This is a genomic window from Winogradskyella sp. PE311, assembly GCF_046545555.1.
Taxonomy (GTDB): domain Bacteria; phylum Bacteroidota; class Bacteroidia; order Flavobacteriales; family Flavobacteriaceae; genus Winogradskyella.
In genome coordinates, this window is sequence record NZ_JBHZTH010000005.1 from 17,663 (window position 1) to 33,320 (window position 15,658).

The 15,658-nt window shown below is 31.9% G+C and carries 14 protein-coding genes; 9 read left to right on the plus strand and 5 right to left on the minus strand.

Translation table 11 applies throughout. The features are described 5' to 3' along the window. Positions 1–17: 17 nt before the first annotated feature. The gene (locus ACFWU4_RS14015) at positions 18–176 is read right to left on the minus strand and encodes a YqaE/Pmp3 family membrane protein (protein WP_411128962.1); all 159 of its coding nucleotides are present in this window, start codon (positions 174–176) and stop codon (positions 18–20) included. Positions 177–286: 110 nt separating this feature from the next. On the opposite strand from ACFWU4_RS14015, the gene ACFWU4_RS14020 reads away from it, so the two are divergent. The 7 genes from ACFWU4_RS14020 to ACFWU4_RS14050 all read left to right on the plus strand — a co-directional run bounded on the left by ACFWU4_RS14020 (position 287) and on the right by ACFWU4_RS14050 (position 9,565). After that, the gene (locus tag ACFWU4_RS14020) at positions 287–1,345 is read left to right on the plus strand and encodes a response regulator transcription factor (protein ID WP_411128964.1); all 1,059 of its coding nucleotides are present in this window, start codon (positions 287–289) and stop codon (positions 1,343–1,345) included. A gap of 109 nt (positions 1,346–1,454) precedes the next feature. Beyond that, positions 1,455–1,862, plus strand: coding sequence for a DUF1573 domain-containing protein (locus tag ACFWU4_RS14025; protein ID WP_411128966.1), 408 nt, complete (start codon positions 1,455–1,457; stop codon positions 1,860–1,862). Between the two features lie 138 nt (positions 1,863–2,000). Continuing rightward, complete coding sequence (locus tag ACFWU4_RS14030) at positions 2,001–2,891, plus strand: hypothetical protein (RefSeq protein WP_411128968.1); 891 nt, start codon at positions 2,001–2,003, stop codon at positions 2,889–2,891. Between the two features lie 57 nt (positions 2,892–2,948). Beyond that, positions 2,949–4,637, plus strand: coding sequence for a lysine--tRNA ligase (gene lysS / locus ACFWU4_RS14035; RefSeq protein ID WP_411128970.1), 1,689 nt, complete (start codon positions 2,949–2,951; stop codon positions 4,635–4,637). A 62-nt stretch (positions 4,638–4,699) separates the two neighbouring features. Next, complete coding sequence (locus ACFWU4_RS14040; RefSeq protein WP_411128972.1) at positions 4,700–5,887, plus strand: hypothetical protein; 1,188 nt, start codon at positions 4,700–4,702, stop codon at positions 5,885–5,887. Between the two features lie 109 nt (positions 5,888–5,996). Next, positions 5,997–6,974, plus strand: a complete 978-nt coding sequence (locus tag ACFWU4_RS14045) for a hypothetical protein (RefSeq protein ID WP_411128974.1) — start codon at positions 5,997–5,999, stop codon at positions 6,972–6,974. 92 nt (positions 6,975–7,066) lie between these two features. After that, positions 7,067–9,565 (plus strand): zinc-dependent metalloprotease, encoded by a 2,499-nt coding sequence (locus tag ACFWU4_RS14050; protein ID WP_411129335.1) that lies wholly within the window; start codon positions 7,067–7,069, stop codon positions 9,563–9,565. A 554-nt stretch (positions 9,566–10,119) separates the two neighbouring features. Here the strand turns inward: ACFWU4_RS14050 and ACFWU4_RS14055 are convergent. The 4 genes from ACFWU4_RS14055 to yiaA all read right to left on the minus strand — a co-directional run bounded on the left by ACFWU4_RS14055 (position 10,120) and on the right by yiaA (position 13,387). Next, a complete protein-coding gene (locus ACFWU4_RS14055; protein ID WP_411128976.1) occupies positions 10,120–10,941 on the minus strand; it encodes an alpha/beta hydrolase in 822 nt (273 codons plus the stop codon). After that, positions 10,901–11,779, minus strand: coding sequence for an alpha/beta hydrolase (locus ACFWU4_RS14060; protein WP_411128978.1), 879 nt, complete (start codon positions 11,777–11,779; stop codon positions 10,901–10,903). The genes ACFWU4_RS14055 and ACFWU4_RS14060 overlap by 41 nt, the downstream gene beginning before the upstream one ends. Positions 11,780–11,818: 39 nt before the next feature. Continuing rightward, a complete protein-coding gene (locus tag ACFWU4_RS14065; RefSeq protein ID WP_411128980.1) occupies positions 11,819–12,511 on the minus strand; it encodes a type II CAAX prenyl endopeptidase Rce1 family protein in 693 nt (230 codons plus the stop codon). Positions 12,512–12,901: 390 nt separating this feature from the next. Continuing rightward, positions 12,902–13,387 (minus strand): inner membrane protein YiaA, encoded by a 486-nt coding sequence (yiaA, locus tag ACFWU4_RS14070; protein WP_411128982.1) that lies wholly within the window; start codon positions 13,385–13,387, stop codon positions 12,902–12,904. Positions 13,388–13,537: 150 nt separating this feature from the next. On the opposite strand from yiaA, the gene ACFWU4_RS14075 reads away from it, so the two are divergent. After that, a complete protein-coding gene (locus ACFWU4_RS14075) occupies positions 13,538–15,037 on the plus strand; it encodes a hypothetical protein (RefSeq protein WP_411128984.1) in 1,500 nt (499 codons plus the stop codon). Positions 15,038–15,125: 88 nt separating this feature from the next. Next, entirely contained in the window at positions 15,126–15,569 is a 444-nt protein-coding gene (locus ACFWU4_RS14080) for a Spy/CpxP family protein refolding chaperone (RefSeq protein WP_411128986.1), read from the plus strand. Positions 15,570–15,658 lie beyond the last annotated feature (89 nt).

The following is a 15,658-nucleotide window of genomic DNA, read 5'->3' on the forward strand; positions in this document are numbered from 1 at the left end:
AGTACAAAGGTAAGGATTTATCGGTCAGGATTATTAAGAATTACAAGCGCTGCAATAACGCCTGGAACCCAACCACAGAGCCACAATAAAAATGTAATAACAATAGATCCACAACCTTTATCCAAAACAGCTAAAGGAGGACAAATAATAGACAATATAACACGCCAGATACTCATAATTTCGTTTGATGATTTGATGTATTTATCTGTCGTTGTTATGTTAAAATTGTTACAGTTTTAATAGCATTTCTAGTTTAAAATAAGTGAAAATTATGTAGTTTCGTTTTATGCGATTAAGAGTTTTAATAATATTTCTAGGGTTTACAGTATACTGTGAAGCCCAATATTCGTTTTCGGGTTATGTAAACCCAGATGAAGACAAGAACTCAGTATACCTTTCTATAGTTGAAGATTATCGTAAAATGTCTGGTGTATATTCTGAACAAATTATTGCTAAAACTACAGCTGACAATACCGGATTCTTTGAGTTTAAAGGAGATATGCTAGATTCGGAAAACCGTATCTATCGCATACATGTAGATAGGTGTTCGGAAAACAAAAAAGATTTTAACCATTTTAATGGGCATTGCACTGATAGTGAAGAATTATTATTTATTGCTAAAAATACAGATACACTTAATCTTCCCTTTTCTTTCGGAAATCAAATATTTTGCAAAGTAGAGTCCAATAATCCTAAAGCCAATGCCTTCATAAAAATTGATTCTTTAAAAAATGAAATGCGATTTGCCTATGGAGAAGTAAGAAGTGAAGCCAATCGTAAACTCAATAACAAAAAATGGTTTAAAGCATTACAGGCCTATGGAGAAGCTATAAACGAACCCTTGGCAGAACTTTCTATCTACACCTATCTTTCTAATAGAAGTAGTGATTTGCACAGTTATTACGTAGAAGATTTAAAAGAAAATACGTATTACGATAATCTTAAAACACGTTTAGAGAATACCTACCCAAACGCACCGTACACAAAGCAATACATTAATGAATTAGAAGCAGATAAGTATATGCTTGCGTCATCTAGTGGAAATTCCGATACTTCAAACTGGACTGTATACCTTTACTCTATTTTGGTGTTTTCTTTTTTATTGAATGGCTTTTTATTATTCAGAAACTGGAAAAAGAAGACCTCTAAAACACGAGATTTAAAAGCAAAATTATCTAAACAAGAACAAGTCGTTTTAAATCATATTCTACAAGATAAAACTAATAAAGACATTGCAGAATCACTTTTTCTAAGTGTCAGTACGGTAAAAACTCACACTAATAACATCTACAAAAAATTAAATGTGCAATCTAGAGACGACGCTAAATCCCTGTTTGTTAAATAGTTGAAAAATTCAACCTAGGTACTAGTACCCATTTCCAACCTTACTTTTATAAATTTCACATCGTTAACCATGATGTTTGCTTCATTATTAATCATTTAAAATATTTATTATGAAACGAACATTTAACATGGTAATTCTTTTAGTATTTACACTAAGTTTTTTTAATGCAGCACCAACGGAATATGAAACAACAGATACTAAAATGGCGATTCTCAAATTCAAAACCGAAATTGTTGATTACGGAACCATTGTGCAAAACTCGGATGGGATGAGAATCTTTTCGTTTACCAATACGGGAGATGCGCCTTTATTAATCACAAAAGTTAAAACAACTTGTGGTTGCACAGTGCCAAGTTATTCTAAAGCACCAATTATGCCAGGAGAATCTGGAGTTTTAAATATCAAATACGACACCAAAAGACTTGGCTCATTTACTAAAACAATCACTGTAACTTCTAATGCAGAAGGTGGCAATAAAATCCTTAAGATAAAAGGGAATATTGTAACGTCTAAGTAAGTCTATCATTCCATTTTGTCATTCTGAAGATATTTTAAATCTAAAGGCTTTACCGTATTAAAGTTAAGATTCTGAAACGCTTTCAGAATGACAAATATTTAAGTTTTAGAGTCAAATTTCAATCTCAAAATCATCACAATGAAAACAAATATTACAACAGTTGTAGTCACACTTATACTCACAATTCAAATAAATGCGCAATCTATAAACCAAGAAATAACTCCAGAAGGGCAATCTCCTTACTTACTTGGCAAAATCGACAAAAACGGACTAGAAGGCGAAAATTACGCATCCTGGTTTACTAAAAATTACAAAGATTATCAGCCAAATTCAGGCATTTCAAATGCTATAGCGGCAGAGCTAAAAAATTATAGAATCACACTATTTATGGGTACTTGGTGTGGTGATAGTAAAGCAGAAGTTCCTAAATTATATAAAGTATTAGAGGCTAGTAATTTCCCAATGGATCAATTAACGGTGGTTGCTGTCAGTCGCCAAGCTGGTATGTACAAGCAAAGTCCACAGCACGAAGAAAAAGGCTTAAACATACATCGCGTACCAACAGTAATCTTTTATAAAAACGGAACAGAAGTTAATCGCATTGTAGAACACCCAATTAAAACGTTCGAAGAAGATATTCAGAATATAATTTCAGTTAATAATTACAAATCAAACTATCAAATTGTCACTGAAGTTGACAATATTCTTAACAAACGAGGTTTGAAAGGGTTAAAAAGAAAGCACAAAAAATTATTAAGAAACTTTAAAGAAAAGGTGTCTAGCATGTATGAACTAAATACGTATGGTCGCATTCTTTTTGGAACTGACAGAAAGGAAGAAGCTATTGCTGTCCTTTTTTTAAATACAGAATTATTTCCTGATCAACCTAGAAGTTTTATTAGTTTAGCTAATACTCTGGGTGTAATGGGTAATAAAGTAAAGGCCATAAAAGTGTTAAAGGACGCCATAAAAATACATCCAGAAGATAAAGATCTTAAAGAAAATTTAAAGCTTATTAAATCTAACTAAAAAGTAGTTCTCTAATTTTTCTAAATAGTTTAATTTTGCACTTCTAAAATAAGATAAATGCAACTTTCAGAACAAGAACGAGTAAGACGCGAAAAGTTAGAAAAATTACGTGCTTTAGGTATTAATCCATACCCAGCAGATTTATATCCCGTAAATCATACTTCTAAACAGATAACATCTAATTTTGAAGAGGGTAAAAGCGTAATTATCGCAGGTCGTCTTATGGCTATTAATGTTCAAGGAAAAGCATCTTTTGCGCAATTACAAGATAGCGAGGGACGCATTCAAGTTTATTTTAATAGAGATGAAATATGTACAAGTGAAGATAAAACTATGTACAATGATGTCTTTAAAAAATTACTGGATCTAGGGGATTTTGTAGGTATTGAAGGAGAGCTTTTTACAACTAAGGTTGGTGAAAAAACAGTAATGGTTAAGGCATTTAAATTACTAAGTAAAGCTTTAAAACCGTTGCCTATTCCTAAACAAAAAGACGGTGTAACTTATGATGCATTTACGGACCCTGAACAACGTTACAGACAGCGCTATGCTGATTTAGCGGTAAATCCACATGTAAAAGACGTTTTTATAAAGCGGACAAAGTTGTTTAATGCAATGCGGCAATTTTTTAATGATGCAGGTTATTTTGAAGTAGAAACACCAGTTTTACAACCAATTCCTGGTGGAGCTGCGGCACGACCATTTATAACACATCACAACAGTTTAGACATTCCTCTTTACATGAGAATTGCTAATGAGTTGTATTTAAAGCGATTAATCGTTGGCGGATTTGATGGTGTTTATGAGTTTTCTAAAAACTTCAGAAATGAAGGTATGGACAGAACGCATAATCCTGAATTTACAGCTATGGAAATCTATGTATCTTACAAGGATTACAATTGGATGATGGATTTCTGTGAGCAATTGTTAGAACATTGTGCTAAAGCTGTAAACGGAACTTCTGAAGCAACTTTTGGAGAGCACAACATCAACTTTAAAGCACCATATAAGCGTATAACTATGCGCGATTCTATATTAGAATTTACAGGTTTTGATATCTACAACAAGTCTGAAGATGAGATTAGAGCTGCTGCAAAGGGTATGCATATTGAGGTTGACGAAACCATGGGTAAAGGTAAGCTCATCGACGAAATTTTTGGAGAAAAATGTGAAGGTAATTACATTCAACCAACTTTCATAACAGACTATCCTAAAGAAATGAGTCCCCTTTGTAAAGAACATAGAGAAAACCCAGAATTGACTGAACGTTTTGAGCTAATGGTTTGTGGTAAAGAAATAGCTAATGCCTACTCTGAGTTAAATGATCCTATTGACCAACGAGAGCGATTTGAGCATCAATTAAAGTTGGCTAAAAAAGGTGACGACGAAGCAACTGAATTTATAGATCATGACTTTCTTCGTGCCTTAGAATACGGAATGCCACCAACATCTGGAATGGGTATTGGTATGGACCGTTTAATTATGTTCTTAACTAACAATCAGAGTATACAAGAAGTGTTGTTCTTTCCGCAGATGCGACCAGAAAAGAAACAAATTGCTCTAAGCGATAATGAGAAAGCTATTTTTGAAGTTCTAAAATCAGAAAAACGCATGACTTTAATTGCCTTAAAGTCACAATCTGGACTGAGTAATAAAGGTTGGGATAAAGGCATTAAAGGTTTGGGGAAACACGGTTTAACGAAGGTGGAAAAAACTGATGAAGGTTTATTTGTTGAAATGATTTAAACCTTAACTATAAAATCAAAATGGATGCTAAATAAAACAGCATCCATTTTTTATTTATAATTATGAAAAAAGTACTGTTTGTATTCTTATTTATATCCACTTATAGTACTGTATCTGGCCAAACTGCTAGACGTTTTTATAACGGATTAGACTTAATTTTTATGAGTCCGGATGAAGAAAAAACACTTCCTAATGAATTTAATTTCTTAGCAGACTGGAGTAAAAAAGCAGCTGATAATATTTTTTATAGCGATCACCAACGCAATATTAATCCCAGAAACTCAGCTAGTTTTAACAGTCTTGCATTAATACCGAAACGAAAGTTTGATTTCGATTTTCTAGATACTGGTTTTATACTTTCCCTTAACAAAGACACAGAAAAAAGAGATCGACGAATTAATGTTTTGAATAATAACTCTTGGAATATTAAAGCCTATAACGCCATTATAGATTTTGATAAGTTTAACCCAGAAAACATGACTAATAATTTCTACTACATGAAAATATTAGCAGGTATGTCTGATGAACAAATGTTGGCCAATTTTATAAATCAAACGCATACCTATGGTAATTATAACGATAGTTTATCCATCACCACACGCTTTATAAAAGCTCTCAATAAAGGTCAAAATTTAAAATTAGATGAAACTCTAGATAACGACAGAAGTTTTAGATTAAGCCAGCTTTGCGATGCCATTAACGCACAAGTCCCAAATAGTAATTGTACGTTTCCTCCATATCTTGAATACATTAAAGCTTCCGAGCGAAATAAAACAATTTTTAATATTAATAAATTTTACCGTCCTATTTTAAATAGAGGTTTAGAAGATGTAATGAATGATGAGTTATTACCCGAAGGTGATTTTCAGTTTACAGATAAGAATGTAACATTTTCATTACCATCTAAATATTTTAAAAATAAGCTATCTAAAGCTGATGTTAGCTTTTTAGTCAGACAAATAGATTATAATATTAATTACGATTTTAATAAAAAAAGCTATTACGTAGATCTTATTCTAACATCCTATCCTAATTCTTTATCTAGTGAATTTGAACTAAAAACAGAATACAATAACAGACTTAAAGGCAAATTAGATAAAAGGAAAGTATCTGTAAAAACGAAAGAGTTTAAGAAGCTCACTTTAAAAGTATACACATCTTATATTGAGGTTTATATTGAAGCAGACGATATACTTTATGAGAGTGGCTTAATAACTCACAAGCTTAGTAAAGCTATTTCTATTAACTAGTCTTAACAGCATGTAACGCCTCAAAAAGACAGATCTTTTAATTCAAAAAATTGTCATATTATTCATTTTTACTATTTTCACGCTGCTATTAAAAAATTATTTCATTCTAATGAAAAAGTATTTTGCCCTTATACTTGTGTTTGGTTTATTATCATGTAATAATGACGACTCAATGATCTCAGTAACGGAGCCAGCTGTAATCGCTGAGTTTAGAACAAATCTTTCAGAATTAAATTTATTTACCGGTAATCTAGGAGAATTAAATGTTACCCCATATGCTTTTGAATATGAATTAAGCTCACCTTCCTTTGCAGATTATTCTACCAAACAGCGTTTTATAGTATTACCACCAGATACTAAACTAGAGTATAATGGCGATGGGTTACCTATTTTCCCAGAAGGTAGCTTAATAGCTAAAACATTCTATTATAATATTGATGATCGCAACGTAGACCTAGGAAAGCAGGTAATTGAAACACGATTATTAATTAAGATAAATGGCGAATGGGAAAGCGGTGATTACAAATGGAACGATGAACAAACAGACGCCGTTTTAGATTTAAACGGAAGTACGGTTCCTGTAACTTGGATTAATAGTGCTGGAGAAACTAATACCACCAATTACATCATCCCTGAAAATTCTCAATGTTTTACTTGCCACAGTACCTTTGGTAACATGACACCAATAGGCCCAAAATTGAGAAACTTAAATTTTAACACTAATGGTAGTAATCAACTTCAACAATTAATCGATAATCAAAACATTATAGGACTTACTAGCAGTACAGCTGTTACGACTGTACCTAATTGGTTAGACCCATCTGCTTCATTAGAATCTAGAGCACGCGCCTATATAGATATTAACTGTGCTTATTGCCATAGTGATGGTGGTTTTTGCGAGACGCAATCTACACTAAGAGTAGATTATAATACTCCATTAGCTGACTCTCAAATAGCTGAGCGACGTTTTAGCATAGCATTTAGGATTTCCGACTATAATCCTGGTTTTAGTATGCCTTTTATTGGCACAACACTCATTCATGAAGAAGGGGTTGATTTAATTCAATCGTATCTCAATACACTCTAAGAATCACGTTAAAAAAATACTAAAGTCGGACCTTGTATTGAAAGATTCTTAGTAGAATCCGTATTTTCATCAAAATTTAATAAAAACCGACTATTTTGAAACAATCATCTATTAAACTACTCTTCGTAGTTTCTGCATTTTTAGCATTTTCTTGTTCTACTGCTAAAAAAGCAAGTGCAGCCAAAAAAGGAGGCACAGCTTCTGCGATGGCCAAACCACCAGCAAAAAGACCTGGTAAAAATGACATTCAGCCTTATAACAAAGTTATAACTAAAAAGGCTAAAACTGATAAAGGATTATTCGATGTCCATAAGGTAGAAGAGAAATACTTTTACGAAATACCGGATACACTTTTTGAAAGAGAGATGTTAATGGTAACTCGTATTGCTAAAACGGCTTCTGGTCTTGGTTTTGGTGGTGGAAAATTAAGTGAGCAAGTATTACGCTGGCAGAAAAAAGATAAAAAAGTATTACTACGCATGGTTTCTCACCAGGTTGTAGCTGCAGATTCTTTACCTGTGCACGAGGCAGTTGTTAACTCTAATTTTGAACCTGTAATTGCAACATTTCCAATTAAAGCATTTAGTAAGGATTCTATGAATACAGTTATAGATGTTACTTCTTTATTTGAGAAAGATGTTAAGCCTTTTGGTTACCCACAAGGAAGGAGACAGCAATATAGAATTACACGTTTAGACGGTCAACTTTCTTATATAGAAAGTATAAAATCATATCCAACTAATGTAGAGTCTCGCACTGTTAAGACATATTCAGCAGGGCGACCACCTTCTAACTCAAATACTGGTGCTATCTCTTTAGAGATTAATAACTCAATGATATTATTACCAAAAGTACCTATGCAACGTCGTATTTTCGATCAGCGTGTAGGATGGTTTACAAGTGGTACAACAGATTATGGATTAAGTGCGCAAGAAAGTAAACGCGTTACTTATTTAGACCGTTGGAGATTAGAAGTAAGAGATGAAGATATCGAGAAATTTAAACGAGGTGAACTTGTAGTACCGAAAAAACAAATTGTGTACTACGTAGATAGAGCAACTCCAGACCAATGGAAAAAATATATTAAGCAAGGTATTGAAGATTGGCAAGTTGCTTTTGAGGCAGCAGGTTTTAAAGAAGCCATTATTGCTAAAGAGCCACCTACAAAAGAGGAAGATCCAGAATGGAGCCCAGAAGATGCGCGCTACTCTGTTGTACGTTATTTAGCTTCGCCAATACCTAATGCAAATGGACCTCACGTTAGTGATCCACGATCTGGTGAAATTTTAGAAAGTGATATTAATTGGTACCATAATGTAATGACATTATTACGCAACTGGTTCTTTGTGCAGACTGCTGCTATTAATCCAGATGCAAGAGGTGTTGCTTTTAAGGATGAAGTTATGGGACGTTTAATTCGTTTTGTATCTGCGCACGAAGTTGGTCATACTTTAGGTTTACCACACAATATGGGAAGTAGTGTTGCTTACCCTGTTGAAAAATTAAGAGATGCTGAATTTACAGCAAAATATGGTACTGCACCGTCTATTATGGATTATGCACGTTTTAATTATGTAGCGCAACCTGGTGATGAAGGTGTAGCCTTAATGCCAAACATTGGTATCTATGATAAATATGCCATAGAATGGGGTTACAGACCAATATTAGATGCTAAAACTGCAGAAGATGAGAAGAAAACTTTAGATAGTTGGATATTAAAGCATGCTGGTGATCCAATGTATCGTTTCGGAAGACAACAATTTGGTGTTATAGATCCAAGTTCTCAGACAGAAGATTTAGGTGATGATGCTGTTTTAGCATCTGAATATGGAATTAAAAATCTTAAGCGTATTGTACCAAACTTAATTGAATGGACAGCTGAAGATGGTAAAAATTACAGTGATTTAGGTACTATGTACGGACAAGTACTTAGCCAGTTTAATAGATACATGGGGCATGTAGCTTCTAACGTAGGAGGTGTTTATGAAATATATAAAACATACGACCAAGAAGGAGCTGTTTATACACATGTTGCTAAGGATCACCAGAAAAAGGCTATGAAATTTATTCAAGACCAATTATTTACTACTCCATCTTGGATGCTAGATGAAAATATCTTTAATAAAATTGAAAGTGCAGGAAGTATTGAACGTGTTAGAGGTATCCAAACAAGAACATTAAACAACATGTTAGATTTTGGTAGAATGCAACGTATGCTAGAAAACGAAACACTAAACGGATCTGATGCATATGGCCTTTACGACATGATGAAAGATGTACGACGCGGTTTATTTAGTGAATTACGTACAGGTAAGAAAATAGATATCTACAGGCGTAATCTACAACGAGCATACATAGAGCGTTTAGAATTTATAATGAATAACGAGCAACCATCTATACCAGCACAATTTAGACGATTCTTTGGAGGAACTTCTGTAAATGTGAGTCAGTCTGATATTAGAGCAGTCGTTAGAGCTGAACTAAAATCTTTACGATCGCAATTAAGAAATGCACGTGGTGGAGATGCTATGAGTAGAATACATATAGCAGATGCAGTTGAACGCGTCAAACTTATTTTAGATCCAAAATAAAAATAGAATCAATATATTTAAAAAGGCTTCAAATTAATTTGAAGCCTTTTTTATTTTATATTGGTACATATGGATAATCACAACCAAAAAGCACTTTATTTCTGCCATACACATCCCAATCTTTTTTTACAAAAAAAATGTAAAAGCTGTAAACGTGGTATGTGCCACACCTGCATATATAATAATCCAGAATTTTGTACAGACTGCTTATCTAGACAGAGACGCTTTAGTGTTAATTATCAAAACAAAAAAGACATTATGACGACGCTAATATCTTCAATGGCTCTAGGCATAATTATCACCATATTGATTGTTTACAAGGATTATAATACTGGTACTTATTCTATATCGCAAGTATTTCTAATTAGCTTTTTTTGCGCATTATCTGTTATAAGCTGTTACTTTATGATGAGAGAAACCGAAATATTTAGTAGTGTTGGCAAAATTCCTTTTATAGGTTTTAAACTATCTATTGTACTCTTGGTTTTGATACTTGTTACTGGCGTGCCAATTTTGTACATGATATATAAAACTATTTTACTTTTAAAGTCTGGTTATTTTAAACAGTCATGAATAGTACTTTGGTAAGCTTCATAATTAATTAAATCATTATGGCCACCACCTTTTACAGTAACAAAGTTTAAGTTTTCGAGTTTTAAGTCTTCTAATTTCTTAGCCGAAGCGTAGGGTACAACTCCATCTTCAGTGCCATGAATAATAGTTATAGGACACCTAACTTTTGGTAAGTATTGAAACGTTGGAAAATGATATTTTAAAAGTTGTTTTACAGGAAAAATTGGAAAACGATGCTTAGCGACATCTAAAATACTAAAATACGGTGTTTCTAAAACAAGCTGCTTAGATTTATTTTTTGAAGCTAAATAAGAGGCTATACCTGTACCCAGTGATCTTCCATATAAAGTGATATCTTTTTCAGAATAGTGTTTTAGCAAATAATCATAACAAAACTGAGCATCCTTATAAAAAGTAGCCTCGCTTAGTTTGCCAATACTCTTTCCGTATGTTCTGTAATCCATTACTAAAACATCGTAATTCTTCTCTACAAAATAAGTTGTAATGTTTCCCCAACGACTCAAATCTCCAGCATTACCATGAAAATAAAGGATAACTCCCTTTGGGTTTTTAGCTTTAAAATGGACGGCATTTATGGTAACATCAACTTCAGGTTTAAGAAATAACTCTTCAAAAGGATAATCGAATTGATATTTAAAATCTTGTTCTAACGTTGTAGGGAAAAACATTAATTTTTCTTGAAAAAAGTAAAGAGCAGATCCTATCATAACATATAAACCAATAACAATTAGAAATAGCTTTTTAAGCCTTATTTTTAGACGTTTTTGAAGAGTGAATGACATTAATACTTGTTGTTTCTAAGTCAATAGTTTTTGGTTGGTTATTTAATATTTCATCTAACATGGTGTGATAAGATTCAAAATTATTCAAATTCTTATGACCACCTCCTATAACTGTATGCAATTTTGTGAGCTTTGGATTAATCTGAGATAACTTTACACTCGATTTATAAGGGATCAACTTATCGTGCGTCCCATGAATAATGTGAATTGGACATTGCACATATTTTAACCACTTATAGGTTGGCAACGGGTATTTTAACAATAATGACAAAGGCATAAAAGGTGCATAACGCGCTGTAACTTTAGTTAAGCTGTAATATGGAGCATCCAAAATAAGTTTTTTTGGATGATTCATCGAGGCTAACTTTGTCGCAAAACCAGAACCCAACGAACGTCCATAGAGAATAATGCGATCTTCTGTGGTCAATTTCTTAATCTCATTATAGACTAATTGTAAATCTCGTTTTATAGCCTTTTGAGACCGTTTTCCAGTGCTTTTTCCAAAGCCACGATAATCCACCATTAAAACATTATACCCATGTCTTGTAAAGTCTACAGCAAATTTTCCCCAACCTTTAATACTTTTAGAATTTCCTTTGAGATATAACACAACGCCCTTACTCTCTCCTTTAGGAAAAAATCGTAAACCATTAATTATTGCACCATCTCTAGTTTCTAAATTATATTCCTTTGTTTCCTGATTTTCATAATCAAACTGAAAATCTTTAGGCAACTTTTCTGGCTTAAATAACATGTAATCTTGCAGATAATACAAAGCAATACTAATGCCAACGTAAATTGCCAAAATTAAGAGTGCTGTCGAGATCCAGTATGCCATAAATAAATGTTAGTTATACAAGATAGTAAAAAATGAATACTAGATGTATTTTAAAAATATATCCAAAAATGGATCTTGATTAAGAACCGTATAATAAAATAAAGCTCCAAGCCAACCATGCAGCAAACCAAGAACATAAATATTCTTTGCTTTTAAATACACGTAGCCATAAAACAAAGCCAAGATAAATGTCCCAGACATTAACCATAAAGAGGGAAAGTGCACTAATGAGAAAAATACGGCTGTTAATAGTATAATTATACTGTTTTTAAGCTTTACTCTCTTAAGGTCTTTTAAGTTACCAGCCAACAAACCTATGGTTAAAAACTGCTGAACAATTCCCCAAATGGGATATGTAATTAACAATGGGATAATATGCCAAGTCATATTGATTGTTCCTTGAATATACCCTATCATAAAAAAAGAAACTATAGAAAGTACAGAAAATGGTAAAATCAATCTAAATACAATCTTAAAATTATCTCTACGAAAACCCCAATCTTTAAGTACATTCCTGTCTTTTTTGTAACGATAAAAAACATAGAATGACCAAATTATAATTGCAAAAACAACAAAAGGCAATCGCCAATTGAGATAATCCATAAAAACGAATTTTCCAATTCCTGTGAGTACTACACCAATAATTTCTAACAACCTAACTTTGTCAGAGATTGGTCGTGTTAGCTTAAAGCTCGAAAAATCCGTTAAGTATTTTGTTAATTTATTTGACATAGCAAATTTCAATTTTATCCTAAATTCAAAAAACTACAGATAATTGCAGATATAGAAAACATTAAAATGAGCATAGAAACCCATAAAATAAAAGATAACTTCTCATCCTTTTTAAACAATTTCAAAATCAAAATTATAAATAGAATTGGCTGAAGCAACATAAATGGAATTGACAATAACTCTTGAAATACGCCTATCAGAACAAAATCTAACTTTAGATAAGTGAAATTTAAAAAAAGGAATAAAAAGAATAATGAACTTATAATTGTTAAACCAAAAATTATGATTTCTAATTTTGAATGTTTCATATTATAAAAATTTTAAAACCTCGCAGCTCTAAACCATTCTGCGAGGCTTTAGGTTACTAACTAACCATCATCAAAACTAGTTTTAGTCGTCTTTAGCTTCTATTTTATTATCAATATATGCTACATCTCTAGTATTCTTTTGTACTGCAATTGCAGCAAAAAGGCTTAAAGTAAATGACATAGCGTAAAATCCTTTTTCACTTAATTCTAAGTCCGCATTCCATAGACCAATTACTAATAGTGTAATGGCTGCTATTGAAGTAAACCAACTAATCCCATAGTACATATCTGTTACCTGTATATCTTCTAACTTGTCCCTTACCGCCTTCTGAACGGATATTACAGAAAAAAGTCCAAACAGTAATATTGTAAAATAATACCCTTTTTCATTAAGCTCCATAGTGGCATTCCAAAGTCCAACGCAATAAGAAACCATACCGATCAATAATGCTGTCCAGGAGGCACCAATAAATGCAGGAGTTGGTTTGTGGTTATAAATTTGTTTGTCCTTGCTCTTCACTTTTACTTTTTCGTCATCCTTTAAGGATACAGTAGTTTGATAATTCATAATATTTTGTTTTAATGATTACAGAACAAATCTGCAACAAAACTAAAATCTATTAAAACAAACAAAACCCTAATACTGACGATATATTATACTCTTATTTTTATATATTACATGTATTATAACCTTTATAAATTAATTAATGACGACTAAATGATTGCATTAGATTCAATAATTGGCACCCTAAATCTAGATGATGAGCAAAAATTCATCACTTATCTTCAAAAAAAGAATAAGCGCAAAGACGCAAAAAACATTGATTTATTTAAACTATTATCTAAATCTACATTAGACTCTAAAGCAATCTGTAACCAATTATATCAAACTAAAAACAGTAATGCTTACCATGCTCTTAGAAAACGACTTTTTCAATCCTTAATAGATTTTACAGCTAATAAAAATCTAGAGGATGAAAACTCTATAGATATGCAAATCATTAAATACATATTAGCATCTCGGACATTCCTTATCCAAAAAAACTACCAAGTCGCTTATAAAATATTAGATAAAGCCGAGTATTTAGCAGATGAAAATCTTTTATACCCTATTCTCAACGAAATCTACCATACCAAAATTCAGTACGCACCTAACTATCCAAAAATAAATCTTGAAGATCTTATTCGTAAACAAAAAGAAAATCAGAACAAACACCAATTAGAAGATCAATTGAATATCGTCTATGCAAAATTAAAAACTGTTTTAAATTCAATAAGCCACGAAAGCAAAATCATAAATTTTGAAATAGAACTTAATGACATTCTCAAATCTACTGACATAGAACTAAACGAATCTCTATCATTTAAATCATTGTATCAAATTTTAGCAATAGCAAATATCTCAGCTCTTGTAACTAATAGATATTACGAAATCGAAAGCTTTGTACTAAAAAGTTATGAGATTCTAAAAAGAAAAAAAGAGACAAACAAACAATTATATTATCAAATTTATATCTCATATATAATTGCAAACACACTCTTTAGAAACAAAAAATTCACGTCTTCATTAAACTATTTAAAGGAGATGGAAGATTTAATGCTTCTAAAAAAAGGGGTATATTTTAAGGAATTTATACTTAAGAAAACATTAGTTGAAGCGCTCAATCACAACTATACAGACAATCAAGATAAGGCCATATCGTTAGCAGAAACTATTTTAAAAAAAAAGCATAATGATATTGAATCACTCTTAGATTTACATTTATCACTTTTAATGTTCTACTTTCAAAAAGGTCAATTACTAAAAGCAAAGTCCGTTCTGTCTAAATTTTACCATACAGATCAGTGGTATATAGAAAAAGCCAGTATAGATTGGGTAATTAAAAAAAATGTTGCCGAGATTTTACTATATATAGAATTAGAATCTGATGCATTATTAATCTCAAGATTAAGAAGCTTTAAGCGCAGTTACAGTAACTATTTAAAACAAATTGGACAAACAAGAATTCTAAAATTCTTAAATCTCGCAGAGAAAATCTATAAAAACCATAATTACCTAACCAGCAAGACCTTTAAAACAGATGTAGAGGAAGCCTTTGAGCGTAATACTGCAAATAAAGAAGACATTTTTGTTATTAGTTTTTACGCCTGGTTAAAACAAAAAATTAATAAAGGTGATTTGTATAAAACAACTTTGAAGCTTATACAAAAACAATAAATGTTAATTATTCTGTTAAAAATAGTTTTCGATTTAAACCAATTAGAATTGTTGAGGTCTTAATTAGCGAAACATAAAACAATATAAAATGAAAAAATTAGTAATTGTTGCTTTAGCTCTATTTACAATAAATGGGATGGCACAGCAAGAAAGAAGAGGTAAAAAAGAACGTAAAGAAATGGCTCAAAACCTAAGAGATATGTCACCTAAAGATATTGCAGATCTTAAATCTAAAAAATTAACGCTACACCTAGATTTAAGTGAAAGTCAACAAAAACAAGTACATAATATTATTTTGGCGGAAGCTAAGGATATGCAAAAAATGAGGGAAGAGCGCAAAGCAGATAAATCAGAAAAGGAAAGACCTTCAAGAGAAGAACGTCTTGAAATGCAAAACAATAAGCTAGACAAAGCAATAGCCATGAAGCGTCAAATGAAAACTATATTAACACCAGAGCAATACGCTAAGTTCGAGAAAATGAAGCCTTCTAAGCGACAGAATAGATCTAAAAGGGGTAAAAAACGAGATTAAACCTAGAAGATTAAACTAAAAAGTATCGATTCGTCGATACTTTTTTATTTAATTAAATAAAATTATTACTTTAGAGCCAATTAATTAAA

Coding starts and splice junctions, on each gene's coding strand:
- ACFWU4_RS14015 (WP_411128962.1), bottom strand. CDS start 176: ATGAGTATCTGGCGTGTTATATTGTCTATTATTTGTCCTCCTTTAGCT.
- ACFWU4_RS14020 (WP_411128964.1), top strand. CDS start 287: ATGCGATTAAGAGTTTTAATAATATTTCTAGGGTTTACAGTATACTGT.
- ACFWU4_RS14025 (WP_411128966.1), top strand. CDS start 1,455: ATGAAACGAACATTTAACATGGTAATTCTTTTAGTATTTACACTAAGT.
- ACFWU4_RS14030 (WP_411128968.1), top strand. CDS start 2,001: ATGAAAACAAATATTACAACAGTTGTAGTCACACTTATACTCACAATT.
- lysS (WP_411128970.1), top strand. CDS start 2,949: ATGCAACTTTCAGAACAAGAACGAGTAAGACGCGAAAAGTTAGAAAAA.
- ACFWU4_RS14040 (WP_411128972.1), top strand. CDS start 4,700: ATGAAAAAAGTACTGTTTGTATTCTTATTTATATCCACTTATAGTACT.
- ACFWU4_RS14045 (WP_411128974.1), top strand. CDS start 5,997: ATGAAAAAGTATTTTGCCCTTATACTTGTGTTTGGTTTATTATCATGT.
- ACFWU4_RS14055 (WP_411128976.1), bottom strand. CDS start 10,941: ATGTCATTCACTCTTCAAAAACGTCTAAAAATAAGGCTTAAAAAGCTA.
- ACFWU4_RS14060 (WP_411128978.1), bottom strand. CDS start 11,779: ATGGCATACTGGATCTCGACAGCACTCTTAATTTTGGCAATTTACGTT.
- ACFWU4_RS14065 (WP_411128980.1), bottom strand. CDS start 12,511: ATGTCAAATAAATTAACAAAATACTTAACGGATTTTTCGAGCTTTAAG.
- yiaA (WP_411128982.1), bottom strand. CDS start 13,387: ATGAATTATCAAACTACTGTATCCTTAAAGGATGACGAAAAAGTAAAA.
- ACFWU4_RS14075 (WP_411128984.1), top strand. CDS start 13,538: ATGATTGCATTAGATTCAATAATTGGCACCCTAAATCTAGATGATGAG.
- ACFWU4_RS14080 (WP_411128986.1), top strand. CDS start 15,126: ATGAAAAAATTAGTAATTGTTGCTTTAGCTCTATTTACAATAAATGGG.